The sequence below is a fragment of the Paraburkholderia tropica genome (assembly GCF_900109265.1).
Lineage (GTDB): Bacteria > Pseudomonadota > Gammaproteobacteria > Burkholderiales > Burkholderiaceae > Paraburkholderia > Paraburkholderia tropica.
In genome coordinates, this window is record NZ_FNZM01000007.1 from 57,294 (window position 1) to 80,501 (window position 23,208).

Annotated in this window: 23 protein-coding genes; 17 read left to right on the plus strand and 6 right to left on the minus strand. The window is 62.5% G+C overall.

Annotation, left to right across the window (positions count from 1 at the left end):
• Positions 1 to 19 precede the first annotated feature (19 nt).
• Positions 20 to 1,234 (minus strand): MFS transporter, encoded by a 1,215-nt coding sequence (locus BMY06_RS12685; RefSeq protein WP_074983467.1) that lies wholly within the window; start codon positions 1,232 to 1,234, stop codon positions 20 to 22.
• The gene (locus tag BMY06_RS12690; RefSeq protein WP_074983469.1) at positions 1,231 to 1,764 is read right to left on the minus strand and encodes a MarR family winged helix-turn-helix transcriptional regulator; all 534 of its coding nucleotides are present in this window, start codon (positions 1,762 to 1,764) and stop codon (positions 1,231 to 1,233) included. The genes BMY06_RS12685 and BMY06_RS12690 overlap by 4 nt, the downstream gene beginning before the upstream one ends.
• Before the next feature lie 268 nt (positions 1,765 to 2,032).
• Between BMY06_RS12690 and BMY06_RS12695 the strand changes: the two genes are divergently transcribed.
• From BMY06_RS12695 to BMY06_RS12710, 4 genes are all read left to right on the plus strand, one after another.
• On the plus strand, positions 2,033 to 2,752 hold the full coding sequence (locus BMY06_RS12695; protein WP_074983471.1) for a gluconate 2-dehydrogenase subunit 3 family protein: 720 nt from the start codon (positions 2,033 to 2,035) through the stop codon (positions 2,750 to 2,752).
• 76 nt (positions 2,753 to 2,828) lie between these two features.
• On the plus strand, positions 2,829 to 4,598 hold the full coding sequence (locus BMY06_RS12700; protein ID WP_074983473.1) for a GMC family oxidoreductase: 1,770 nt from the start codon (positions 2,829 to 2,831) through the stop codon (positions 4,596 to 4,598).
• Between the two features lie 5 nt (positions 4,599 to 4,603).
• Complete coding sequence (locus tag BMY06_RS12705) at positions 4,604 to 5,917, plus strand: cytochrome c (RefSeq protein ID WP_074983761.1); 1,314 nt, start codon at positions 4,604 to 4,606, stop codon at positions 5,915 to 5,917.
• Positions 5,918 to 6,117: 200 nt separating this feature from the next.
• Entirely contained in the window at positions 6,118 to 7,674 is a 1,557-nt protein-coding gene (locus BMY06_RS12710) for a methyl-accepting chemotaxis protein (protein ID WP_074983475.1), read from the plus strand.
• A gap of 61 nt (positions 7,675 to 7,735) precedes the next feature.
• Here the strand turns inward: BMY06_RS12710 and BMY06_RS12715 are convergent, their stop codons facing one another.
• Positions 7,736 to 8,641: a LysR family transcriptional regulator gene (locus BMY06_RS12715; protein WP_074983477.1), complete on the minus strand. Its 906-nt coding sequence runs from the start codon at positions 8,639 to 8,641 to the stop codon at positions 7,736 to 7,738.
• A 179-nt stretch (positions 8,642 to 8,820) separates the two neighbouring features.
• On the opposite strand from BMY06_RS12715, the gene BMY06_RS12720 reads away from it, so the two are divergent.
• Positions 8,821 to 9,951, plus strand: a complete 1,131-nt coding sequence (locus BMY06_RS12720; protein ID WP_390970943.1) for an MFS transporter — start codon at positions 8,821 to 8,823, stop codon at positions 9,949 to 9,951.
• Between the two features lie 51 nt (positions 9,952 to 10,002).
• Here the strand turns inward: BMY06_RS12720 and BMY06_RS12725 are convergent, their stop codons facing one another.
• Positions 10,003 to 10,908 carry a LysR substrate-binding domain-containing protein gene (locus BMY06_RS12725; protein ID WP_074983478.1) on the minus strand — a complete coding sequence of 302 codons (906 nt, stop codon included), beginning with the start codon at positions 10,906 to 10,908 and terminating at the stop codon, positions 10,003 to 10,005.
• A 162-nt stretch (positions 10,909 to 11,070) separates the two neighbouring features.
• Here BMY06_RS12725 and BMY06_RS12730 point away from each other — a divergent pair, with 162 nt between their 5' ends.
• Positions 11,071 to 11,616, plus strand: a complete 546-nt coding sequence (locus BMY06_RS12730; protein ID WP_074983480.1) for a sugar ABC transporter — start codon at positions 11,071 to 11,073, stop codon at positions 11,614 to 11,616.
• Here BMY06_RS12730 and BMY06_RS40640 read toward each other — a convergent pair.
• A complete protein-coding gene (locus BMY06_RS40640; RefSeq protein ID WP_390970811.1) occupies positions 11,571 to 12,116 on the minus strand; it encodes a hypothetical protein in 546 nt (181 codons plus the stop codon). The two genes, BMY06_RS12730 and BMY06_RS40640, sit on opposite strands and share 46 nt — an antisense overlap.
• Here BMY06_RS40640 and BMY06_RS12740 point away from each other — a divergent pair.
• Positions 12,093 to 12,833 carry an MBL fold metallo-hydrolase gene (locus tag BMY06_RS12740; RefSeq protein WP_390970813.1) on the plus strand — a complete coding sequence of 247 codons (741 nt, stop codon included), beginning with the start codon at positions 12,093 to 12,095 and terminating at the stop codon, positions 12,831 to 12,833. The genes BMY06_RS40640 and BMY06_RS12740 overlap by 24 nt on opposite strands.
• 17 nt (positions 12,834 to 12,850) lie before the next feature.
• Here the strand turns inward: BMY06_RS12740 and BMY06_RS12745 are convergent, their stop codons facing one another.
• Positions 12,851 to 15,052, minus strand: a complete 2,202-nt coding sequence (locus BMY06_RS12745; RefSeq protein ID WP_074983485.1) for a TonB-dependent receptor — start codon at positions 15,050 to 15,052, stop codon at positions 12,851 to 12,853.
• A 263-nt stretch (positions 15,053 to 15,315) separates the two neighbouring features.
• On the opposite strand from BMY06_RS12745, the gene BMY06_RS12750 reads away from it, so the two are divergent.
• The 10 genes from BMY06_RS12750 to BMY06_RS39585 all read left to right on the plus strand — a co-directional run bounded on the left by BMY06_RS12750 (position 15,316) and on the right by BMY06_RS39585 (position 23,169).
• Positions 15,316 to 15,963, plus strand: a complete 648-nt coding sequence (locus BMY06_RS12750) for a helix-turn-helix domain-containing protein (protein ID WP_080180517.1) — start codon at positions 15,316 to 15,318, stop codon at positions 15,961 to 15,963.
• 10 nt (positions 15,964 to 15,973) lie between these two features.
• Positions 15,974 to 16,465 carry an Lrp/AsnC family transcriptional regulator gene (locus BMY06_RS12755; RefSeq protein ID WP_074983486.1) on the plus strand — a complete coding sequence of 164 codons (492 nt, stop codon included), beginning with the start codon at positions 15,974 to 15,976 and terminating at the stop codon, positions 16,463 to 16,465.
• 284 nt (positions 16,466 to 16,749) lie between these two features.
• Positions 16,750 to 17,547 carry a transporter substrate-binding domain-containing protein gene (locus BMY06_RS12760; protein WP_074983488.1) on the plus strand — a complete coding sequence of 266 codons (798 nt, stop codon included), beginning with the start codon at positions 16,750 to 16,752 and terminating at the stop codon, positions 17,545 to 17,547.
• Between the two features lie 31 nt (positions 17,548 to 17,578).
• On the plus strand, positions 17,579 to 18,268 hold the full coding sequence (locus tag BMY06_RS12765) for an ABC transporter permease (protein ID WP_074983490.1): 690 nt from the start codon (positions 17,579 to 17,581) through the stop codon (positions 18,266 to 18,268).
• Positions 18,265 to 18,957 (plus strand): ABC transporter permease, encoded by a 693-nt coding sequence (locus BMY06_RS12770; RefSeq protein ID WP_074983491.1) that lies wholly within the window; start codon positions 18,265 to 18,267, stop codon positions 18,955 to 18,957. The genes BMY06_RS12765 and BMY06_RS12770 overlap by 4 nt, the downstream gene beginning before the upstream one ends.
• Before the next feature lie 12 nt (positions 18,958 to 18,969).
• Entirely contained in the window at positions 18,970 to 19,734 is a 765-nt protein-coding gene (locus BMY06_RS12775; RefSeq protein ID WP_065062492.1) for an ABC transporter ATP-binding protein, read from the plus strand.
• Between the two features lie 85 nt (positions 19,735 to 19,819).
• On the plus strand, positions 19,820 to 20,707 hold the full coding sequence (locus BMY06_RS12780; protein WP_074983493.1) for an arginase family protein: 888 nt from the start codon (positions 19,820 to 19,822) through the stop codon (positions 20,705 to 20,707).
• A 189-nt stretch (positions 20,708 to 20,896) separates the two neighbouring features.
• Positions 20,897 to 21,823 (plus strand): citrulline utilization hydrolase CtlX, encoded by a 927-nt coding sequence (gene ctlX, locus BMY06_RS12785; RefSeq protein ID WP_074983494.1) that lies wholly within the window; start codon positions 20,897 to 20,899, stop codon positions 21,821 to 21,823.
• 13 nt (positions 21,824 to 21,836) lie between these two features.
• Positions 21,837 to 22,862, plus strand: coding sequence for an arginine N-succinyltransferase (astA, locus tag BMY06_RS12790; RefSeq protein WP_074983496.1), 1,026 nt, complete (start codon positions 21,837 to 21,839; stop codon positions 22,860 to 22,862).
• Between the two features lie 166 nt (positions 22,863 to 23,028).
• A complete protein-coding gene (locus tag BMY06_RS39585; protein ID WP_156773838.1) occupies positions 23,029 to 23,169 on the plus strand; it encodes a hypothetical protein in 141 nt (46 codons plus the stop codon).
• Positions 23,170 to 23,208 lie beyond the last annotated feature (39 nt).

Consider the following 23,208-nt stretch of genomic DNA (forward strand, 5'->3'; position numbering starts at 1 on the left):
CGCGGTTTAGCTCGCAGGTTCAGTTGGCAGGTGAAGGCGCGTTGCGCTGCCGTCGTCCTTCGAAAATGCCGAGCGTAAAAACCGTCAGCATGCCGCTCGCGATGGCGAGTGGCCAGAGCAGCACGTCGTTGCCGAGACGCGCCATCGCCGCGCCCGCGATCAGCGGACCGACGATCGAGCTGCCCGTGAACGCGAGCGACACGCGCCGCATGTTGCGCACGAGCGCGTCTTTCTCGCCGGCGGCGGCCGCGTACATGCCGAGCGTGATGAAGGCGCTGTTCATGCCGCCCGCGAGAAAGGCGCTCGCGGCGAAGCGCCAGGACGTGGGCGCGGCGAGCGCGAACGCGACCAGGGCGAGCGTGCTCGTCATCGCGCAGAGGACCACGGTTTTGCCGAGGCCCGCGCGGTCGGCCATCCACCCGACCGGGAATTGCAGCGCCATGCCGCCGAGGCCGACGCAGGCGAGCAGGACGGTGGTCTGGGTGCCGGTCATGCCGCGCGCGGCGGCGTAGAGCGGGAACAGGCCGTAGAGCGCGCCGTCGCTGAGGCCGCCGACGGCGACCACCACCATGCCCAGCGCGACGAGCGCGCTGACCGGCATGAAGCGCGCGTTGCTTTGGCCCGGCGTTTCGCGCGCGGGCGGCGCGACTGCTGGCCCGATGGGCGACCCGGAAGCGGTCAGCCACAGCGGAATCGCGGCGGCCAACGTGAAGGCCAGGCCGGCGACGATCGTCACGGAACCGGCGGGCCCGCACCACGCGGCCAGCGCGGGCGCGACGACGCCCGCCGCCGCGATCAGGGTTTCATGCACGCCGACCACGCGGCCGCTGAGCGCATCCGGCACGAGTCCGTAAAGCCAGGATTCGTTGGCGATCCAGCGCAGGCCGATCCCGAGACCCATCAGCATGCCGGGCGCGATCCACCACGGCCACGCCAGCCACGGCACCGACGCGAAGGCCGCGATGCTGGCCGCGAGCCCCAGCGAGACCGTGTATTTAGCGCCGACGCGTGCGACCAGCGCGGGCGCCGCCATCAGCCCCGCGAGCATGCCGATCCATTGCGACGCCGCGAACAGCCCGGCGCGCGGCGCGTCGAGCCCCTGATGCGCGAGCCAGACCGGCAGCACGATGAAGCCGAGGCCGAACTGGCCGATCTGCGCGAGCGTCGAGACGGCGGTCAGCGCGGCGATCGCGCGCCAGCGCACCGCGGGTGCGGCGGGTGCAGCTTCGTTCACGGCGCGCTCCCGGCGGGCATCGGCAGCCCGGTTTCGCGGCATTCGATCGGACAGCCCGCTTTGAGGCACGGGCCGTCGTCGCAGAAGCGGCAAAGCTGCATCGCCTGCGCGGCGTCGCGTGTTTCGTGCCAGAGCACCTTGATCAGCAGCGCTTCGAGTTGCTGTCGCTCGTTGCCGTCGAGATGGCCGACGATGCGCGTGAGCAGTGCGTCGCGCGCACGTTGCAGGGCCGCGACTTCGCGGCGGCCGGCGTCGGTCAGCGCGAGGGCGACGGAGCGTTTGTCGACACCGGGCCGTTTTTCGACGAGACCGGCGTCGACCAATGCCGCGACGGCGCGCACCGCCGCCGGATGCGAGAGCGCGACGGCGTCGCGCAACAGTTCGATCGATGCGTCCGGATACTGGCCGATGGCGTTCAGCATCGCCCGCGCGGTGGGGCCGGCGAGTGCCGCCACGGAATCGAGCGCGACCATGTCGTCCATCACCAGCACGGCGAGCGCGCCGAGCAGGTTTTCCGTGCGCTGAGTCATACGTCTCCCAATACATGCAATCTGCACATATGCAGTTTGCACACATTTCGGGAGAAAGACAAGCACAAACAAAAGCCGTCGCGCAAGCGGCGAACGACAGCCGCAAGTCCAATTTTGCACACTTGGTATTGATGTACGACAACTTTGTGGTATGGTCGCGATCCCAAATATTGAAGCGATGACCGACGCCCCGTTGTGCAGGGGCTTGTAGCGCGTCGGCAATCCGCTCAGACCACCCCGACTCTCGCGACAGCTGAACCAATCGACCATGTTGTCTGACATTTCTGCATCAAGACGTAAATTCCTCCTGACGGCCGTGCTCGCGCTGCCGACCATGGGTGTCTTCGTCAACACGCTGAGCGCCGCCGAGGCCGCCGAAATGGCCGCGCCGGATCTGAAAACCTATCGTCCGGCGTTCTTTTCGGCCGAGGAATGGGCGTTCATGCTCGCGGCCTGCGACCGTCTGATTCCGGCCGACGGACGCGGTCCCGGCGCGCTGGAAACCAACGTGCCGGTTTTCATCGATCAGCAGATGCATGGCGATTTCGGCCGCGAGATTTATCTGCAAGGGCCGTTCAATACGCAGGCGCCGAAAGAGCTCGGCTATCAACTGCCGTACACGCCGCAGCAGATCTATCAGCGCGGCATCAAGCTGACCGATGCGTATTGCCGCCAGAAATATCACAAGCGTTTCAGCGAACTCGACGCGGCGACGCAGGACGTCGTGCTGAAAGCGCTGCAGGACAACGACATCCACTTTGCCGACGGCGGCGAAAGCGCGCTCAAGGCCAGCCAGTTTTTCGGCGAAATGATTTCGGATTCGAAAAACGGCTATCTCTCCGATCCGATGTACGGCGGCAATAAAGGCATGAAAGCCTGGATTGCCATTGGTTTTCCCGGCGCCCGGGCGAGCTTCCTCGAATGGGTCTCGCAGCACAACGTGAAATATCCGCTCGGGCCCGTGAGCCTGAACGGACTTCGCGCTTGAGCGCAGGACTTTCGCGCGCGTGATCGCGTGACCGATCGCGAAGCACTTCGCGTATTCAGAATCAACGAGGAACACCGTGGCAAAAATAACCAATGACGCAGTCGACGTCGTCGTCGTCGGACTGGGCTGGGCCGGCTCGCTCATGAGCATCGAACTCGCGCAGGCAGGCCTGAAAGTGCGCGCGCTCGAACGCGGCGAAGACCGCAGCAATGCCGACTTCGCGTATCCGAAGCCGGCCGATCAATACGCCTATGGCGTGCGCAACAAGATCATGGTGACGCCGCGCGACGGCGCGCTCACCGTGCGCCATTCGGCGCAGGATACGGCGCTGCCCACGCGTAAGTGGGGCGCTTTCGTGCCGGGCACCGGCGTGGGCGGTTCGGGTCTGCACTGGACCGGCGTGCTGATCCGTCCGACGCCGACCGACCTCAAGCTCAAGACTTACGCCGATCAGGCCTACAAGAAAGGCCAGCTCGAAGACGGCATGCAGGTGCAGGACTTCCCGTTCACGTGGGACGAGATCGAGCCGTACTACGACTTCTTCGACAAGGTCTGCGGCCTTTCGGCGAAGACCGGCAATCTGCGCGGCAAGATCATGCCGGGCGGCGATCCGTTCGAAGGTCCGCGTTCGAACCCGGCGCCGCTGCCCGCGCTCGAAGACACGCTGAACAATACGATGTTCGCCGACGTGGCGCGCAAGCTCGGCTATCACCCGTTTCCGAATCCTTCGGCGAACGTGTCGCGCGCATGGACGAATCCGTACGGCAATCAGATCGCACCGTGCAATTACTGCGGCTATTGCAGCAAGTATCCGTGCCTGAATTTCTCGAAGGCGTCGCCGCAGACGGCGGTGCTCGACGCGCTCAAGCGCATGGATAACTTCTCGTACCGCGTGAACGCGAACGTGCTGCGCGTGGACATGCACGCCGACGGCAAGACCGCGAAGGGCGTGACCTACGCCGACGCGCACGGCAACGAAGTGTTCCAGCCCGCGAAGATCGTCGTGCTGGCGGGCTTCCAGTTCGTCAACGTGCGGCTGATGCTGCTGTCGGGCATCGGCAAGCCGTATGACCCGGTGAGCGGCAAGGGCACCGTCGGAAGAAACTACGCATTCCTGAGTAATGGCGGCGCGACGCTGTTCTTCAAGGACAAGAATTTCAATCCGTTCGCCACGGCGGGCGCGACCGGCCAGATGTTCAACGACATTTCGCCGGGCAATTTCGACGGCCCGTCGCTCGGTATTCTCGGCGGCGCGAAGATTCACAGCTCGCAGTCGAGCGGCGCGCCGATCGGCACCGCGCTGCCGCACGGCACGCCCGCGTGGGGCAAGGGCTGGAAGGAAGGCATGCAGGACTGGTACGGCCATTCGATGAAGATCAGCATCACGACGAGCTGCATGTCGTATCGCGATCACTATGTCGATCTGGATCCGACCTACAAGGACCCGTGGGGGCAGCCACTGTTGCGTATCACGTTCGACTGGAAACAGAACGAACTGAAGCTGCAGCAGCATCTGCGCAAGATCGTGCTCGATGTCACGAGGGAACTGAATCCGGACAGTTATTCGGAAAGCTTCCTCGCGATGGACTCGCACTGGGACATCACCAAATACGTTTCGACGCACAACGTCGGCGGCGCGGTGATGGGCGATTCGCCGGAAACGAGCGCGCTGAACCGCTATCTGCAAAGCTGGGACGTGCACAACGTGTTCGTGCCGGGCGGCAATGCGTTTCCGCAGAATTTCCAGGCCAATCCGACCGCGACCATCGGCGCGATCACGCTGTTCGCCGCTCGCGCGATCAAGGAACAGTACCTCAAGAACCCCGGTCCTCTCGTGCAGGCATGATCGTCATGAATTTCCTCAAGACCTTTACGTCCGCGGCGCTTGTGACGGCCGTGACGCTCGGCGCTGCGTTTGCCGCCGATTCGGCGCTGGCGCAAACCGGCGCGGCTGCGCAGAATCCGCAAAGCACGCAAGCCGCGCAAGCCGCGCTCATCAAGCAGGGCGAATATCTGGCGCGTGCGGGCGACTGCATGGCGTGTCACAGCGCGGCGGGCCGAAAGCCCTATACGGGCGGGCTGCCGATCGTGAGCAACATCGGCACGATCTATTCGAGCAATATCACGCCGGGCAAGCAGAACGGCATCGGCAACTACACCGAGGCGCAGTTCGCCGCCGCCGTGCGTAAGGGCATTCGCGCCGACGGTTCGCATCTGTATCCGGCGATGCCGTATCCGTCGTACGCGAAGGTGTCGGATGCCGATATTCACGCGCTCTACACCTACTTCATGCAGGGCGTCGCGCCGAGCGACGATGCCGCGCCGGAAACCTCGCTGAGCTTCCCGTTCGACCAGCGTTGGGGCATGGCACTGTGGAACTGGGCATTCACGTCGGATAAACCGTTCAGCGGCCCGGACGGCGCGAGCGATCAGGTGCGCCGCGGCGCGTATCTGGTCGAGAGCCTCGGTCATTGCGGCAGTTGCCACACGCCGCGCGGCTTCGCGATGAACGAGAAAGCGCTCGACAGCAGCAACGCGTTGTTCCTCGCGGGCGGCCAGCTCAACGGCTGGAACGTGCCCGCGCTGCGCGGCATGTCGCGCTGGAGCCAGCAGGACATCGTCGATTATCTGCAGACGGGTCGCAACAGCCAGGCGGCGGTCGCGGGCGAAATGACGTCGGTGGTCTATCACAGCACCTCGCATTTGAGCGACGCCGATCTCAACGCGATTGCGGCGTATCTGAAGACCTTGTCGGCGTCGGAGACCGCGCAAGCGGCAGCATCCACTGGCGCAAGCGCGACGACTGCTAAATTGACGGCGGCGCAGAATCTGACGCTCGGCGAGCGGCTCTATGTCGACAATTGCAGCGCGTGTCACTTCGTGAACGGCAAGGGCGCGCCGCGCGTGTTCCCGCATCTCGACGGCGCGACCGTGGTGAATGCGAAGGACCCAATCGGTCTTATCAACGTGATTCTCGCGGGCGCGCAAACGCCGTCGACGGCAAAGGCACCGTCGGTGCTGCCGATGCCGGGCTTCGCCTATCGTTTGAGCGACGACGAAGTGGCCGCGCTGGCGACTTTCGTGCGTGGCGGCTGGTCGAATCACGCGGGCGCGGTGGACGCCGGTCAGGTCGCGAAAGTGCGAAGCACAATGCACCACGATTGAGGTTTCAGCGATCCGCAGAAAGCGGCGCCGCGCGATGCGTGGCGCCGTTTTTTTTAAGGCTTTTCGCACTGTTTCAGGGCATCTTCTGGTTTAAAAAGTCTGACGAAAAGACTTTTTAAACGACCTCTAAAGCAGCGCGCGATTATTGCCGTTATTGCAAATATCTCAACGACCAATCGGCCACCGCCGGCACCCGCAGCATGCGCAATGTAACCGTACGGGCCAGCCTGCTGGCTGTCCTCGCCATCTTCTCGACGATGATTCTGCTGGGCGGGCTGATGGGCATCACTGCGCTGCATAGCGCGAATGGCAATACGCAATCGTTGCGGGAAATGGCGCGCCAAACCATTCTCGTCAACGATGCCTACAAGGACACCGCGCGCACGCGTTCGGCGCTGATGCGCGCCTACACCGCGCTCAAGGAGCGCAACGATACGGCCGGACGCGACGCCGCGCTCAAGAGCGCACAGCGCACGCTGGATCTATCCGCGAGCGAAACGCAGGCGTTTCAGAAGGCCGTGCCGTTCGACGGCATGGACGCAACGCTCAAGGCAAGCCTGATCGATTCGTCGGGGCAACTCGCGACGAATCTCGCGCGTGCCCGCGATGCGCTCGCGAGCGGCGATACCGGCGCGTACGCTACGCTCAACGACAGCGCGATCACGTCATCGGGTGCGGCCTATTCGGCCAATGTCGAGCAATTTCAGCAACTGGCCAATCAGCTTTCCGAAACCGGCCTCGCGAACGCCAACACGCAGTATCAGTGGATCGTCGGTATGGTGGTGCTGGGCGTGAGTCTCGCGATGGCGCTGATCGTCGCCACGCATTTCGCGCTGCGCCGCGTGGTGTCGCAGCCGCTCGCGCTCGCGGCGGACGTACTCGATCGCATCGCCTCGAACGACCTCACGGTGCAGGTGCCGCAAGCGAGCGGCAACGAAATCGGTCTGCTGTTCGCGGCGATGCAACGCATGAAGTCGGGGCTCACGCAGACGGTGGCCGGCGTGCGCGATAGTTGCGAAGCGATCCATACGGCCGCGCGCGAAATCGCGGCAGGCAATCTCGATCTGTCGAGCCGCACGGAACAGCAGTCGGCGTCGCTCGAAGAAACGGCGGCGAGCATGGAGCAACTGACGTCGACGGTGCGCCAGAACGCCGAGCATGCTCGCGAAGCCAGTACGCTCGCGGGCGGCGCGGCCGATCTCGCGCAGCAGGGCGGCGACGTGGTGAGCCGCGCCGTGCGCACGATGGCGGAGATCAGCGCGAGTTCGAAAAAGATCGCCGAGATCACGGGCATGATCGACAGCATCGCTTTCCAGACCAACATTCTTGCGCTCAATGCCGCGGTGGAATCGGCGCGCGCAGGCGAACAGGGGCGCGGTTTCGCCGTGGTGGCCGGCGAGGTTCGCACGCTCGCACAGCGTAGCGCAGGCGCGGCACGCGATATCAAGGAACTGATTGGCCAGTCGATCAACCGTGTGGAAAGCGGCAATGCGCTCGTGACGGAGGCCGGCAATACGATGGGCGAAATCGTCGGCGCCGTGCGTAATGTGGCGACGCTGATGGGCGAAATCACGACGGCCACGGCCGAGCAAAGCGACGGCATCGAACAGGTCGGTCATGCGGTGAGCCAGATGGATCAGGTGACGCAGCAGAATGCGGCGCTCGTGGAAGAAGCGGCCGCTGCGGCGGGGGCGCTGGAAGCGCAATCGCAGCGCATGCGCGAAGCGGTGTCGGTGTTTCGTCTTGCGCGTGCGTGATTACGCAAATCAGACGATGGCGGCTTAACGGGCTGCAATCGTCCGCGGTGTTTTACGTCGATTAATCGATACGTAATTCATTCGTGAGAAGTTTTAACAGCGCGTCCACTTTCGGAATCAGTTGCCGGCTCGCTGGCCAGACGAGATAAAGCGGCAAGCCTTCGGTCGCATGCTCGGGCAGAATCTCGACCAGCTCGCCGCTGTCCAGTTCGTGCCGGATCAGCCACGTTGCCAGTTGCGCGACGCCGAGTCCGGATTTCACCGCTTCGACCTGCGCTTCCGCGCTGCCGAGTACCATCCGACCAGGCCGGTCGCGGTGCTCGGCCCCTGCGTTTTCGCTAAATCGCCAGGCGGAAATACCGCCATCCGCGCGCCCGTATAACACGCGGTCGAGTTGCATCAGCGATTCAATATCGCGCGGCACGCCACAACGTTTCAGATACGCCGGCGACGCGCAGAAAATCAGGCGCTCCGTGCCGAGGTGTCGGCGCGCGAGACCATCGGGTCCGTTTTGCGCGACGCCGATACGCACCGCAATATCAATTCCTTCTTCAATCACGTCGACGAACCGATCGGTGAACGTGACGCGCGGCGTCACCGCCGGATAGTGCTGCGCGTAGCGCAGCAGCACGGGCATGACGCGGAATCGTCCAAACGCGACCGGAAGATCGATGCGCAGGCGCCCGATCGGCTCCGATCCATGTGCCGCGAGAACGGCTTCGGCATCGGCAAGCTCTTTGAGCACGCTCGAACAGGTGGCGTAGAACGCGGTGCCTTCATCGGTCAGCGCGAGACGGCGCGTGGTGCGCGTGAACAGCTTGCAATCCAGGCGCGATTCCAGCCGGGCGACGGCTTTGCTGATGGCCGATGTCGTGAGATTGAGGCGGTCGGCGGCGGCGGTAAAACTGCCTGACTCCGCAGCGGCGACAAAGGCTTCGATGCCTTTCAGGCGCTCGGTGGGCAACACGGCAACCCCTTATTGTGGACTCGATGGAAACAATCGATTGAAATATTGCCGCACGACTTTCTGGTGCGTCAATGATAGATTTCGAGGCCTTGAAACTGGAGGTGCTCGTGTCCACCACGTCGCGTACAACATCGGCCCAACACGGAACGGCGCCCGCACACGGCGCGCTGGCCGTGCTGCTGCTGGCTATTTCGGCATTCGTGATTGTCACGACGGAATTCATCATCGTCGGATTGCTGCCGGGTATCGCGCGCGATTTCGGTTTGTCCATTGCCAACGCGGGCCGTCTGGTCACGCTGTTTGCTTTCACGGTGATGTTATTCGGGCCGGTGCTTACCGGGCTCGTTTCGCATGTCGACCGAAAGAAGTTATTCGTCGCGCTGCTGTTTCTCTTTGCGTTTTCGAATGCGCTCGTCGCGATGGCATCGAACGTCTGGATCTTGGCCTTGGGGCGCGTGTTGCCCGCGCTCGCGCTGCCGGTTTTCTGGGGCACGTCGAGCGAAACCGCTGCACAACTTGCGGGTCCGGCGCGTAGCGGTAAAGCGGTTTCCAACGTCTATATGGGCATTGCGGCGGCGATGGTGTTCGGCATACCGGTTGGCACGCTCGTCGGCAATGCCGTGGGGTGGCGCGGTACGTTCTGGATTCTTGCCGCGCTTTCGCTGGCCATGGCGGTGCTGCTGTTGTTCGTGATGCCTGTGCTTCAAAAACCGGCGCGCCTTGAACTTGCCCATCAAATGCGCATTCTCAGGAATCCGGTATTTCTCGCCAATCTCGTTCTTTCAGTTTTCGTTTTTACGGCGATGTTCACGTCTTATACGTATCTCGCCGATCTGCTCGAACGCGTGGCGCACATTCCCCGTCACGCCGTGGGCTGGTGGCTGATGGGCTTCGGCGTCGTGGGGCTCGCGGGCAACTGGATCGGCGGACATATGGTCGGCAAGGACCCGTTGCGCGCGACGTTCATCGCGGCGCTCGTGCTGGCAGTCGGCATGGCAGCATCGACGCTGTTGATCGGCAATGCGTTCATGCTCGTGATCGCTCTCGGCGTATGGGGGCTGGCGAATACCGCGCTTTACCCGATTTGTCAGGTTCGGGTGATGCGGGCGGCGGCGCATTCACAAGCGCTGGCTGGCACGCTGAATGTGTCGATGGCGAATGCCGGGATTGGACTCGGTGCGATCATCGGCGGTCTGACGATCAATAAGCTCGGCGTAGCCGATATTGGTTACGTGGCGGCGGCTATTGCTGTCGTAGCGGTTCTAGTGGTGCCGTTGATTGCGCGCATGGGCGGCGAACGCGCTTATTAACAGCGCATCACTTTTAATAAGCGTTCCGATCGCGGTTTTCAATCATGGTTTTCAAGCGTGGTTTTCCATCGCCACGCCTCGGGCTTCTTCAAGCAGCCAGTGTGCAAATGCCTGGAGCGGCCCGTCACTCGATTCGATCGGCTCGGGAAGTACGAGGCAAAAGTTTTTCGCCACACTCCCGGCGTCGGGCCACGGCGCAACCAGACGGCCTTCGGCCAGCTCCGCGCCGATATACAGACGCGGCACCAGCGCTACGCCGAGGCCCGCAAGCGCGGCCTCGATCAGCATCGCATGCAGATCGTAGCGGGCGCCAATCGCCGAATTCGTCAGCTCGATGCCGGACGCTTGCGCGTAGACCTGCCACGCATCCGGATTCTGCCGTCTATGCAGGCGCGGCATCGCATCGAGCGACGCGTTGTCACCCGCCTCCGCGAGCAGCACCGGACTGCACACCGGCACCAGCACTTCTTCCAGCAAATGATGTCGATGCATGCCCGCCCACGCAGGGTGATCGAAATGAATCGCGGCGTCGAAACCACTGCCTGCGAGCAGAAAAGGCTCCATGCATTCGGCGATATGCACGGTCACATTCGGGTGGCGCTGCTGAAAACGCTTGAGGCGGGGAATCAGCCAGCGCGTGGCGAAAGTCGGAATGGCCGCGATATCGATGCTGGCGCCTTCGGCCGGTTGCCCCATCAGATACAGACTGTCGCGCTCCAGCCGATCGAGAATCTCCCGGACCTGCGCCGCGTAGCGCGTGCCATTGGGCGCGAGCCGAACGCGATTACCCACGCGTTTAAACAGCGACACGCCCAGAAATGTTTCCAGCCGGGCGATCTGGCGGCTGATCGCGCCTTCGGTGAGCGCCAGTTCTTCGGCGGCGCGGGCGAAGCTGCCGTGTCGGGCTGCGGCTTCGAAAGCGAGTAGCGCGGAATGGCTGGGAATCTTGCGGCGCACTGAGGTTCTCTCCGTTCTAGCGTGCTGAGGGTGTTGATCGTCAGCTTGATTAAATGTCATTGAAGGCTGACTTTATTTCGTTATCTATGCGGCAGACCCCAGATTACCATTACCAAACCGCAATGAATGCGCGCACGCTAATCCGTTTCGAAGGACCAACCGATGATCTACACCGTGGAATGCAGTTTCGCCGATCCGCATAGCGAGGCCGAGTGGAACGCCTTTTATAGCCTCGACAAATTGCCCGCGCTCATTTCGGTGACCGGCTTTCGCAGCTCACAACGATTCAAGGCGATGAGCGCGGGTTGCCCGGTTTATCTCGCCATGCACACGGTCGACAGTCTCGACGTGTTGACGAGCGAGGAATATCGCCAGAAAGGCGGCGGCAATTTCGCGAAGTGGCAGCAACACATTACGGACTGGCACCGGAATCTCTACAGCGATATTGGCCTCGCGCCCGCAGTGAAAGCCGATGAATGGCTCGTGCTTAGCGCAATCGGCCCGGATCCGCTGATTCAGTTGGGCCTGAAACCCTTGGCGATGCAGGCCGTGGCCCTGGAGAAGTTTCCGGAGAAGCGCTGGCTCGCGGTGCTGCCTCGGAGCAATGCGCCGCGCGCGGAGGATTTGCCCGCAGGCATCTATCTTTACGCACCGATGGCCGATCAATTGACCAGCGCGCGTGCGATATCGTCCGGCCAGAAAGACTGAGCATCGCGATGCCCAACCTGACTTTCCATATTCGCGCGGACCGGATGCCGTCCGATGCGCAGCTTGGCGAACTGTCGCGCGATTGCGTCGAACTCTGCACCGAGAAACTCGAAGTGGAAATCGGCAATGTTCACGTGATTTATTCCGCCGTTCGGAATGGATACGGTCAACCCGTTTTCGCGGAAATCCAGTATCGGCTCAACGCGTTTCGTACTGCAGCGGTCATGGACCGCTTCATGGAAAGTCTCGACGGCGCGATTACCCGGCGTACCGGCCTCAAGGCGCGTATTCGTTGTTTTGGCTATGCGGCTTCGACGATTCACGCACGCAATTAGGCAGTCTGGAGAATCAGGATGTCCACGCAATCTTTTCCCAGTCATCAAGCAGGCGATTTCACGATCCACGCCATCAGCGACGGCTATCTCAATGCCAGCCTCGATTTCCTTTCGAATATCGACGCGACCGAAGCGTCGACAATGCAGCGCGACGCCGGTGAGCAAACGCCGACTGCCGTGCATATCAATTGCTATGTGTTACGTGGAGCCGGGCGAACCATTCTTGTCGACGGCGGCGCTGGCGGCATCAAGCAATGGGGCGGACGCCTTCAAGATAACCTGTTGCTTGCCGGTATCGAGCCGTCGGCGATCGACACCATTCTGCTCACGCACGCGCACCCTGATCATGTCGGCGGGCTGGTGAATGCCGATGGACGCATGGTTTTTCCCAACGCTGAACTCGTGGTGAACACGCGAGAAATTCGCTTCTGGCAAGACGATGCGAATCTGGCACGCGCCAGCGAACGCGCGCGCGGAAACTTCGAAATCGCGCGCCGCGTATTCGACGCCTATGGCGATATCCGCACGTTCGACGCCGGCGAAGTGCTGCCCGGCATCCGCGCGATGCCGCTACCGGGGCATACGGAAGGGCATACGGGCTATATTGTCGAAGCGCGCGAACGCAGTCTGCTGATCTGGGGCGACGTGGTGCATTTTCCGCATATTCAGATTCAGCGTCCCGATGTGTCGATCGCATTCGATCAGGATGCTTCGCTCGCGGCGAGCACGCGTTCGCGTTTGCTGGACGTGGTCAGTTCGGAAGGGTTGTTAGTCGCCGGGATGCATCTTGGCGAACTCGGCTTTGCGCGCATTGCGCTAAAGAAACGGGGCTATGACCTGCGCTATGAGCGCGAAGCCATGCCCCCGCAAGCGGTTCGGTAAGACGCGCCGAACGCGCTTTAGAAGTTGAATTCCGCCGACATCAGCAACGTGCGCGGCGCGGCATTCGTCACATACGTGCCTTGCTGAATCCAGTAGCGGCTGCCGAACAGATTCTCGACATTCGCACGCAGCACCACGTCCTTGCCGAGCACCTGCATGCCGTAACGCACGCCGACGTCATAACGCGTCCACGCCGGCAGACGCAGCGTATTCGTCGCGTTGTAATACTGCGCGCCCGTATGAATGATGCGGCCGTTCACGCTCAGGCCCGGAATCCACGGCAGATCGTAATCGGCGCCGAGATTGAAGGCGAATTTGGGCACACCCGCCGGATCGTGGCCGTCGTTCGTGCCGCCCGCGGTGCCCTGGAGTTTCGGATCGTAGAACGTCGCGCTCGCCATCAGACGCAGATTGCGGAACACCTCGCCGTACGCGGCCAGTTCGAGACCGCGAACGCGTGTCGTGCCGTCGTAACCGTAGATGTTCGTGAGCGGATTCGTCACGCCATTCGGCTGCGAAATCTGGAACACCGACACCGAAGTCAGCACGCGTCCCCAATCGGCTTTCACGCCCGCTTCATATTGATTGGACTTGTAAGGCGCGAACGCCTGACCCGCGTTCGCCGTGCCGGCCGGTGCGGTGCCGCCGTTCGTCAGACCCGATGTGAAATTGCCGTATACGGAGATATTCGACAGCGGCTTGATGACAATGCCCGCGAGTGGCGTGATCGCCTGCTGATCGAGCGTGCTCGTGCGCGCGCCCGTCGACGTGTTGTAGTTGTCGAGGCCAATCGTTTGTCGACGGAAGCCGCCGGTAATCAGCAGCCGGTCGTTGAAGAACGACATCGTGTCGATCACCTGCTGGCTGTTCAGGCGCGTCTGGCTGCTGCGCTGCATGTCGCCGCGCGCGGTGGTCATCGCCGGAAGCGGAGTGGGGCTGTACAGATTCGACGGCACCGCCGAAGACGTTGCGCCCAGCGCGTAGAAATAGCCGATTTCCTGATTCAGGCTCGTGAAGCCCGTGACCAGCGTGTGCTTTACGCCGAAGGTGTCGAAGTGAAAACGCAGCCCGGCGTCCACCGATTTCGTGCGCGTGTATTGGTCGTAATAGCCGTTGCGCACGCTGAACGCGCCGTCGTTCGTCATGCCGCTCGCCGACGGGAAGTTCTGCTCGGAAGTGCCGTAATGCTCGCCCACCGCGCCATACACGGTCACGTGATCGTTGAAGTCGTATTCGGCGCGCGTCATCACGGCCGTGTCGCGCAGTTTGAGCTTCGAGCCGGGATACAGATTGTTGTACGCGGACGGCACGGCGGGCACGGCCGTCGCGGTGCCGAAGCCAATTTGCGAGCGCAGTTCGTCGGTGTTTTCGGAAACGTTATACGCATCGAGCGACCAGCGGAATTGTTTGCTGCGGTAATCGAGCGCCACGGAGCTATCGCCCTGAAGCTGATTGCCGTGCGCGATGCCGGTCTGGCCATCCTTGATCTGGCCGTTCACGCGAATGCCGAACTGGCCTTCGCTGCCGAAGCGGCGTCCAATATCCACCGCCGTGCCGAACTGGCTTTTCGACTGATAAAGCGCGGTGAGACGCGTAAGCGGTTCGTCGTCGGCGCGCTTGGTGACGATGTTGATCGCGCCGCCGACGCTGCCGCCCGGACCCATGCCGTACATCAGCGAGCCGGGGCCTTGCAGCACCTCGACACGTTGCAGCAGATTCACCGGCACGCGAGCGGCCGAGACCATGCCGTACAGACCGTTGAGCGCGACGTCGGTGGCTTGCACCGCGAAGCCACGAATCTCGAACACATCGCCGAAACCGCCGCTGCTCTGTTCGGTGCGCACCGAGGCGTTATTCACCACGAGATCGCCGATCGTGCGCGCCTGCGTGTCCTGAATGAATTGCTCAGTATAGTTAGTCGTGCTGAACGGCTGGTCCATGACATTGGACGTACCCAGCACGCCCAGCCCACCGCCGCGCGCGACCTGGCCGCCCGCATAAGGCGCGGGCAGCGCGCCCGGCGCCGAGCTGCTCTTGACGACCACCGCGGGCAGGACCGCGTTCGCGTCCGCTGAGGCGTCGTCCGGCTTCGTGGTGGTTTGTGCGTGCGCCGCGCCCGATAGCGCGGCCGTGGCGATCACGCCGAAAACGAGCGCGTGGACTGCGCGAGCGACTGCGGTGCGCTGGCTGCCCGGCGCGTGAAATTCCCGTTGAGACATGGTGTGTCGATTGTTGTTAGAGAAAAAGGGCGCGCCGGTACATCGCGCATCAGAATGCGAATCATTATCAATTGTAAGATAGATGCGAGATGAATGCAGCAAATGTTTACAAATATTGTTGTCGATACAACACCGTCGTATGCGCCTTCTTGATGCGCAAAAAGTTGACAATCAGGCGACAAAAGTTGCGTCCGAGTTTATTTTTGACAAAGGAAACTTTCGTGTACTATCAGGACACCTTTTCCTGAATCGACTCATTACGCATGCCGCGAAAACCCGCCACTGCTGCGAAGTCCACGAAAATCCGTGCCGAGGATGAACTCGCCGAAGCCGTGCGCCGACCCACGGGTCCGCTGCGGCCCGTGCGCGACGACATCAATCTTGGCGAGCGGCTGCGCACGCTGCGCAAGGCGCGCGGACTCTCGATCGAGCAGGTGGCCAACAGCGTCGGCGTGACCAAGTCGTTTCTGAGCCGGTTCGAGCGCGACGCGGTGTCGGCGTCCGTCGCCACCCTGCTTAAAGTCTGCGATGCGATCGGCGTGCGTCCGGGCACGCTGTTCGATCCGCCCGCGACCAACCTCGTGCGCGCGGGCGAAGGCCGGCCGATCAGCCTGGGCGGCGAGGGCATGCACGAGTATCTGATCGCGGGCGTGGGCAACGAGCATCTGATGGCGCTGTTGTCCGTCATCGAGCCGGGCGGCGGCTCGGGCCCGGAGCCGTACAAGCTCAACGCCGCCGTCGACTTCGTGCATCTGAAGGAGGGCGAACTCGACATGGTGGTGGACGGCGAACTGTATTCGATGAAAGCCGGCGACACGCTCACGTTTCCGCCGACGCTCGCGCACACGTGGCGCAACCCGTCGCAGACGCAGCCCGCCGTGGCGGTCTGGGTCATCGCGCCGCCGATCTGACGAGTCCGCCATGCGACGACACGCCCCGAGCGCGCACGAAAGCGCGAACCTCGACCGCATCGACCACGCGATTCTCGACGTGTTGCGTCGCGACGGGCGCGTGACGTATCAGCGGCTCTCGGAACTCGTCAATCTCACGCCGCGTCCGTGCCTCGAACGCGTGCGCAAGCTCGAAAAAATGGGCGTGATCGCGGGTTACGGCGCGCTGATCGACATGCGTCGCGTAGCGCCGTGCCTCACGCTGTTCGTGCAGGTGGCGCTGTCGAATCAGAGCGGGCGCGCCGCGCAAACCGCCTTCGAAGCCGCGCTCGCGAGCGCGCCGTGGGTGCTCGACGTCTATCTGGTGAGCGGGCAGTTCGATTATCTGATTCGTATGGAGTGCCGCGACATGCATCACTACCGCGAGCTGACCGAAACCTGGCTCGACAACGCACGCTTTCATATCGACAAGATCGCCAGCAGCCCGGAGCTGGCAGCAATCAAGCAAACGCTGGCGTTCTAAGGTTTTTATGGGGCACTCCATTTATTTTTCCGAAGTCATTGATTCGTCATCCGAATTAAATGGCGCGACGGAATCGGTCGTCATGCGCGTAACTGCGACGCAAATGCGCTGCCGTGACGACGTCCTTCGACATGACTCGCGGTTTATGCGCCGCAATAATTGACGCCGGATTCCAGCGAGAAACCGCTAAGCAGATCGATACCGTTAGCGCGCCAATACCTGCGCGGTGCGCCTTGATGCGCCGCCCCGAAATCCATCCAGCAAGCCACCTCACGAGACCGACGATGAAACGCTACGCCCGCCTACTGCTGATTACCGCCGCCTGCGCCACTTTTGGTGCGCCGCTCGCGCACGCGAAAGAATGGACCCAGGTGAATGTCGCCACCGACGCCACCTTCCCGCCGTTCGAATCCGTCGCGCCCGACGGCAGCCTCACCGGCTACGACATCGACCTGATTCACGCGCTCTGCGATCGCATGCAGGTGAAATGCAACGTCATCAACGCGGCGTGGAGCGGCATGTTCCCCGGTTTGCTCGGCAAGAAATACGACGCGCTGATCTCGTCGCTCAATATCACCGAGGAACGCAAGCGCGTGATGGCGTTCACCGACGTCTATGAATTTCCGGTCTATCGCTTCGTCGGCCCGAAGAGCGAACATCTGGCGATCACACCCGAGGGACTGAAGGGCAAGACGATCGCCGTGCAGACGGGCACGCCGATGGACAACTTCATCACGCAACGTTTCGGCAATGTGGCGACGATCAAGCGCTACGAGTCGGGCAGCGAACCGTATCTCGATCTCGCTTCGGGCCGCGCCGATCTGCACTTTTCGTATCAGGCGCAGATCGATTCGAGCTTTCTCTCGAAGCCTGAAAATGCGCAGCGCTTTGGCCTGATCGGTCCGGCGTACACGGGCAAGGACAGCCAGGCGCTGGGCGAGGGTGTGGCGATCGCCGTGCGCAAACAGGACGACGATCTGCGCCTGAAGTTCAACACGGCGCTCGCGCAACTGCGCAAGGACGGCGAACTCAAGAAGATCAACGACAAGTGGTTCGGCGCCGGTTCGAACGTCACGCAATAACGCTTACTCGTTTTCAGTTTTCATTCAGACCATGATTGCGGAATACACACGCTCGGTCCTGGCAGCCGGTACGGTGACGCTCGCGCTGGCGTTCGCTTCCATCGTGCTCGCCACCGCGTTCGGCATGATCGGCGCGCTCGCCAAACTGTCGGGCAAGCCACGCGTGGTGTGGTTGGCCACGCTCTATACGACGGTGGTGCGAGGTATTCCGGATCTCGTCATCATGTTCATCGTGTTTTACAGCTTGCCGGGCGCGATCAATCAGATGCTCACCGCGCTCGGCAGCGACGCCAATTTCGAATTGAATCCTTTCGTTGCGGGCACGCTCACGCTCGGACTGATTTTCGGCGCGTATATGACCGAGACGTTTCGCGGCGCGCTCCAGCGTATTCCGCGCGGTCAGTCCGAAGCGGGCTACGCCTACGGCATGACCGCGTGGCAGGTGTATCGCCGCATTCTGTTGCCGCAGATGGTACGTCTGGCGATTCCCGGTTTCACCAATAACTGGCTCGTGCTCGTGAAGGGCACGGCGCTGGTGTCGCTGATCGGGCTGCACGATCTGATGTTCCGCGCACGCGGCGCAGCAGAAGCCACGCGCGAACCGTTCACGTTCTACGTGCTGGCGGGCGTGTTCTATCTGATCGTGACGATCGTTTCGCTGATTGCGCTGCATTATGTGGGGCGTCGTTTCGCCGTCGGCGCACGCGAGGTGCGCGCATGAACTGGGATCTTATCTGGCTCAACACGCCGATGTTCCTGCACGGCCTGCTGCTCACGCTCTGGCTCGTATGTGCTTCGGTGTTGATCAGTTTCGTGATCGCGGTGCCGCTGGCGATCGCCCGCGTGTCGCGCAATCGCTGGGTCGCGTGGCCGGTTGCGGGCTACACGCTCGTCATGCGCGGTACGCCGCTGCTCGTGCAGCTTTTCATCGTCTATTACGGGCTCGCGCAATTCGCGTGGATGCGCGATTCGTGGGTCTGGCCGTGGTTTTCGAACGCCACGTTCTGCGCGATCTTCGCGTTCGTGCTCAACACCACCGCCTATAGCACCGAGATCTTCGCGGGCGCGATCCGCACCGTGCATCACGGCGAAGTGGAAGCGGCGCAAAGTTTCGGCATGAGCCGCGCGCTGGTGTATCGGCGCATCGTATTGCCGTCGATGTTGCGCGCCGCGCTTTCGCAATACAGCAACGAAGTCATCATGATGTTGCAGGCCACGTCGATCGCCAGCACTGTCACGCTGCTCGATATCACCGGCGTGGCGCGCTACGTCAGCATGAATTACTACATCTCGTTCGAGCCGTATGTGACGGCGGGCGCTTTGTATCTCGTGCTCACGCTTGCGCTCACGCGTCTTTTTCGACTCGCCGAATCTCGCTGGTTGCGGCATCTTGCGCCGCGTGCGCATTGAGGAACGGCCTTCATGTCTCCGTTGTTGATCGACAGAATCGGCAAGCGCTTCGGCACGCATACGGTGCTCGACAGCGTGTCGCTACGTGCCGAACGTGGCGACGTTATTAGCATCATCGGTTCCAGCGGCTCGGGAAAAAGCACCTTGCTGCGTTGCTGCAATCTGCTCGAACAGCCAAGCGAAGGGCGAATTTACGTCAACGGCGCGGAGCTGAAACTGCGCCGCAACGCCCAAGGCGATCTCGAAAGCGCCGACAAGGCGCAATTGCGTGCCGTCCGCACGCGTCTCGCGATGGTGTTTCAGCACTTCAATTTGTGGCCGCATATGACCGTGCTGCAAAACCTTATTGAAGCGCCAATGCGCGTGCTCGGTGTGAAACGTCAGGAGGCGGTGGAGCGCGCGGAACATTATCTTCAGCGCGTGGGCCTCTACGAGAAGCACGCGGCGTGGCCCGCGCATCTTTCCGGCGGACAGCAGCAGCGCGTGGCGATTGCGCGTGCGCTGGCCGTGGAGCCCGACGTGCTGTTATTCGACGAGCCGACTTCGGCGCTCGATCCCGAACTCGTCGGCGAAGTGCTGCGTGTGATGCGCGATCTCGCCGCCGAACAGCGCACGATGATTGTCGTGACCCACGAAATGGGTTTCGCGCGCCAGGTCTCGAACAAGGTGGTGTTTCTGCACCAGGGGCGCGTCGAGGAAAGCGGCGATCCGCACAGCGTACTCGCGTCGCCGCGCAGCGAGCGGCTGCGTCAGTTTCTGAGCGGCGCGCTCAAGTGAGTCGTGCCGCCATCGCGTGAACATCGCGTCTGTATTGCGTGCAGCACCGGGTTGCAAGCACGCTATTTTTTAAGGAGTTTCCGTCATGTCCTCCCAACGTTTCAAGCAGTGCGATCTCTGGGGCGTGCCGTTCGACGGCGAGTCGTCGCTCGGCTATCCGGGCTCGCGCTACGCGCCCGAGCGCGTCCGAAATGCCGCGCGCTGGATCAATATGCGCATTCAGGACGGCAAGGTCTATTGCCTCGAAACCGATGATTTTTTCGAAGTCGGCGAAAACCTGCTCGTCGATCGTGGCGATGTGGCGGTGTCGAACGATACGCTGGCGACGTTCGCAGCGACCGAAGCGGCGGTGCGCGAATCGCTCGGCAATGGCCGCATGCCGATTGTGATCGGCGGCGACGACAGCCTGCTTTATCCGGTTGCGAAGGGCGTGCACGACGCACTGCCGGGCAAGATCGCGATTGTGCACTTCGACGCGCATCTGGACCTCATGGATTCGAGCGAGGCGCAAGGCCGTTACAGCCAGTCGAGCGGCATGCGTCGCGCGCTCGAACTCGATCGCATCGACGCGCGCCAGTGCATTCAGGTTTGCGAGCGGCATTTCAATTTTCCGGCTTCCGGCCGCTTCAAGCACGATAACGACCTCGTGCATCTGTCGGCCCGCGAGGTACTCAAGCTCGGTGCCGCGGCCACCGTCGAACGCATTCTCGCGCGCACGCAGGGCGCGGATCATATCTTCCTCTCGTTCGATATCGACGCGATCGATCCGGCTTACGCACCGGGCGCTGGCGCGCACGAACCCGGCGGCATCAGCTCGGCTGAAGCGCTCGAAATGGTGGAAATGCTGGCGCCGCATTGCGTGGCGATGGCAATCACGGAAGTGAATCCGACCACCGATGTCGGCGACATGACTTCCACGCTCGCGGCTTATCTGGCGTTTTCGTTCGCCGTCTACGGCAGTCAGCGCCGCTAAGGCGCGTGAATTCGCGCGCATACAAGCGTATAAAAGCGCAGCCGAATCGGCTGAACAAGCGCGCGATAACGGCAGGGAAGGGGCGTGGCGGACGGCGAAATCGCAATGATCCGCACGCGGTATCTGGAAGAATAATCGGATCGTGGATCGTAAAACGATCTGGATTCCAAATTAATTTTCCGCTCCGCCATGTCTCAACAAACCACCGATACTGTCCTGATGGTGCGCCCCGCGCGCTTCGCGTTCAATCCGGAAACCGCGCGCGACAATCTCTTCCAGCACGATGCGCCGCAGCGTGACGGCGTGCATCGCGCGGCGCTCGCGGAATTCGAGGCTTATGTCGATGCCTTGCGCGCGCGCCGCATCAACGTGCTCGTGGTCGACGACACGCTCGATCCGCCCACGCCTGACTCGATCTTTCCGAATAACTGGTGGTCGTCGCATGCGGACGGTTCGCTGGTGCTGTATCCGATGCGCGCGCCGAATCGCCGCGAGGAACGTCACGGTCCGGTGCTGGGCGCGCTGGCGCGGCACGCGCAATGGCCGGTCACGGTCGATCTGAGCGGCTACGAGCGCGAAGCCGTTTTTCTCGAAGGCACCGGCAGCGTGGTGTTCGATCGCGATACGAGGCGCTGCTATGCGTGCCGTTCGCCGCGTACGCATCAGCAGGTGCTCGACGCGCTTACGCAATGGCTCGGCTACGAGACGATCGTTTTCGATGCCGTGGACGCGCGCGGCGCGCCCATCTATCACACCAACGTCATGATGTGGATTGGCACGGCGCTCGCGGGCGTGTGTCTCGATGCGATCACCGACGTGCAGGCGCGCCGCGACGTGCTGGCCAGTTTGCGCGCGGCAGGCAAGCACGTGATCGAACTGAGCGGCGCGCAACTGGCGGCGTTCGCGGGCAACATGCTCGAACTGCGCGACGGCGACGGCGCGCCGATGCTGGTGATGTCGCGCACCGCGTGGGCGTCGCTCGACGTCATGCAGCGCGCGCTGATCGAAGCGCACGCGACGCCCGTCGTGGTCGATATCGACACCATCGAGCACGTGGGCGGCGGCAGCGCGCGCTGCATGCTCGCCGAAGTTTTCGCGCCCACGGCGCACGCATGAACGGAGCGCGATCATGATGATGGTACGGATGGCGCACGCCGGCGACGCGCCCGCGTTGCTCGCGCTCGCGCGCAGTGCAGGCGTGGGCATGACGTCGTTCATGCCCGATCTCGCGATGATCGAGGCACGCATCGAGCGCAGCGTGCAGACGCTCGCGGGCACATTGCCGCTCGCGCAGCAAGGCTATCTGTTCGTGCTCGAAGACACGCTCGATGCGCGCGTGGCGGGCGTCTCGGGCATCGAAGCGGCGGTGGGGCTCGACGCGCCCTGGTACAACTATCGCATCGGGCGTTATCTGCATACGTCGCGCGGCGTGGGCGTGAGCAGCGACGCGTCGGCGCTCTTTCTGTCGAACGATCACACGGGGCACAGTGAATTGTGCACGCTGTTTCTCGCGCCGGAGTATCGGCGCGACGGCAATGGCGCGCTGCTGTCGAAGGCGCGTTTCATGTTTATCGCGGCGTTTCGCGAACGCTTCACGCAGACGCTCGTGGCCGAAATGCGCGGCGTCACCGATGCGCGCGGACGCTCGCCATTCTGGGACGCCGTGTGCCGGCCGTTCTTTCGCATGGAGTTCGCCGAAGCGGATCGCCTCGTCGGTTTGGGCCGCAAGTCGATCATCGCCGAATTGATGCCGCGTCATCCGCTCTATATGGCGCTGTTGTCGCGCGAGGCGCGCGCAGTGGTCGGTGAAGTGCATGTGCAGACTGCGCCTGCGCGCGCGTTGCTCGAATCGGAAGGACTGCGTTTTGCCGATTACGTCGATATTTTCGATGGCGGCGCGACCTTGCAGGGCGATATCGATCGATTGCGTATCGTGCGCGAAAGTCGGCGGCAATCAATTGACGATGTGATGGCGCAGCCGACGCAAACACTGTTGATCGCGAACGATGCGCTCGACGCGTTTCGTGTGACGAAGGCGGAGGTCGGCGAGTCGATGCGCGCGCATCGCTCGGCCTTGCTGGAGACGTTAAATGTAGCGGAAATGGGCGCGGTGCGAACCGTGGGTTTGCGCCCCGCGCCCGCTGCCTGTGCGTGATGCGCTCAAACGGTGCAAAGGGGCGGAAGGCGCGCTTTTACGTGCGCTGTCCGCGCCTTGTCAGCGCCTTGTCCGTTAGGGCGAGCCGGGCATGCACGGGTGGCGCGCTTTTTGCGTCTGCATCGACATGAAACGTGAATCCGTTTGAAGCCCGAAGGAGAAACTCATGTTCCGTTCGTTTTTGACGACGCCCGAAATGTTGCTGCTGCTTTCCGATGAACCCGAGCAGATTGAGTTCGAGACTTTCGAGCCACCACGCGAGCGCGGTTTGTTCGCGCGTCTGCTGCGCCTGACCGGCTGGCGATGAAGCGGTCCAACTAAAGCGCACGCGCCGTCCGCATTCACA

Excerpts from the sequence above, each read along its gene's own strand:
- BMY06_RS12760 (WP_074983488.1), top strand. The coding sequence starts at position 16,750 with ATGAAACGCTACGCCCGCCTACTGCTGATTACCGCCGCCTGCGCCACT.
- BMY06_RS12695 (WP_074983471.1), top strand. The coding sequence starts at position 2,033 with ATGTTGTCTGACATTTCTGCATCAAGACGTAAATTCCTCCTGACGGCC.
- BMY06_RS12690 (WP_074983469.1), bottom strand. The coding sequence starts at position 1,764 with ATGACTCAGCGCACGGAAAACCTGCTCGGCGCGCTCGCCGTGCTGGTG.
- BMY06_RS12775 (WP_065062492.1), top strand. The coding sequence starts at position 18,970 with ATGTCTCCGTTGTTGATCGACAGAATCGGCAAGCGCTTCGGCACGCAT.
- BMY06_RS12745 (WP_074983485.1), bottom strand. The coding sequence starts at position 15,052 with ATGTCTCAACGGGAATTTCACGCGCCGGGCAGCCAGCGCACCGCAGTC.
- astA (WP_074983496.1), top strand. The coding sequence starts at position 21,837 with ATGATGATGGTACGGATGGCGCACGCCGGCGACGCGCCCGCGTTGCTC.
- BMY06_RS12750 (WP_080180517.1), top strand. The coding sequence starts at position 15,316 with ATGCCGCGAAAACCCGCCACTGCTGCGAAGTCCACGAAAATCCGTGCC.
- BMY06_RS12780 (WP_074983493.1), top strand. The coding sequence starts at position 19,820 with ATGTCCTCCCAACGTTTCAAGCAGTGCGATCTCTGGGGCGTGCCGTTC.
- BMY06_RS12770 (WP_074983491.1), top strand. The coding sequence starts at position 18,265 with ATGAACTGGGATCTTATCTGGCTCAACACGCCGATGTTCCTGCACGGC.
- BMY06_RS12730 (WP_074983480.1), top strand. The coding sequence starts at position 11,071 with ATGATCTACACCGTGGAATGCAGTTTCGCCGATCCGCATAGCGAGGCC.
- BMY06_RS39585 (WP_156773838.1), top strand. The coding sequence starts at position 23,029 with ATGTTCCGTTCGTTTTTGACGACGCCCGAAATGTTGCTGCTGCTTTCC.
- BMY06_RS12740 (WP_390970813.1), top strand. The coding sequence starts at position 12,093 with ATGCAGCGCGACGCCGGTGAGCAAACGCCGACTGCCGTGCATATCAAT.
- BMY06_RS12705 (WP_074983761.1), top strand. The coding sequence starts at position 4,604 with ATGAATTTCCTCAAGACCTTTACGTCCGCGGCGCTTGTGACGGCCGTG.
- ctlX (WP_074983494.1), top strand. The coding sequence starts at position 20,897 with ATGTCTCAACAAACCACCGATACTGTCCTGATGGTGCGCCCCGCGCGC.
- BMY06_RS12755 (WP_074983486.1), top strand. The coding sequence starts at position 15,974 with ATGCGACGACACGCCCCGAGCGCGCACGAAAGCGCGAACCTCGACCGC.
- BMY06_RS12710 (WP_074983475.1), top strand. The coding sequence starts at position 6,118 with ATGCGCAATGTAACCGTACGGGCCAGCCTGCTGGCTGTCCTCGCCATC.
- BMY06_RS12765 (WP_074983490.1), top strand. The coding sequence starts at position 17,579 with ATGATTGCGGAATACACACGCTCGGTCCTGGCAGCCGGTACGGTGACG.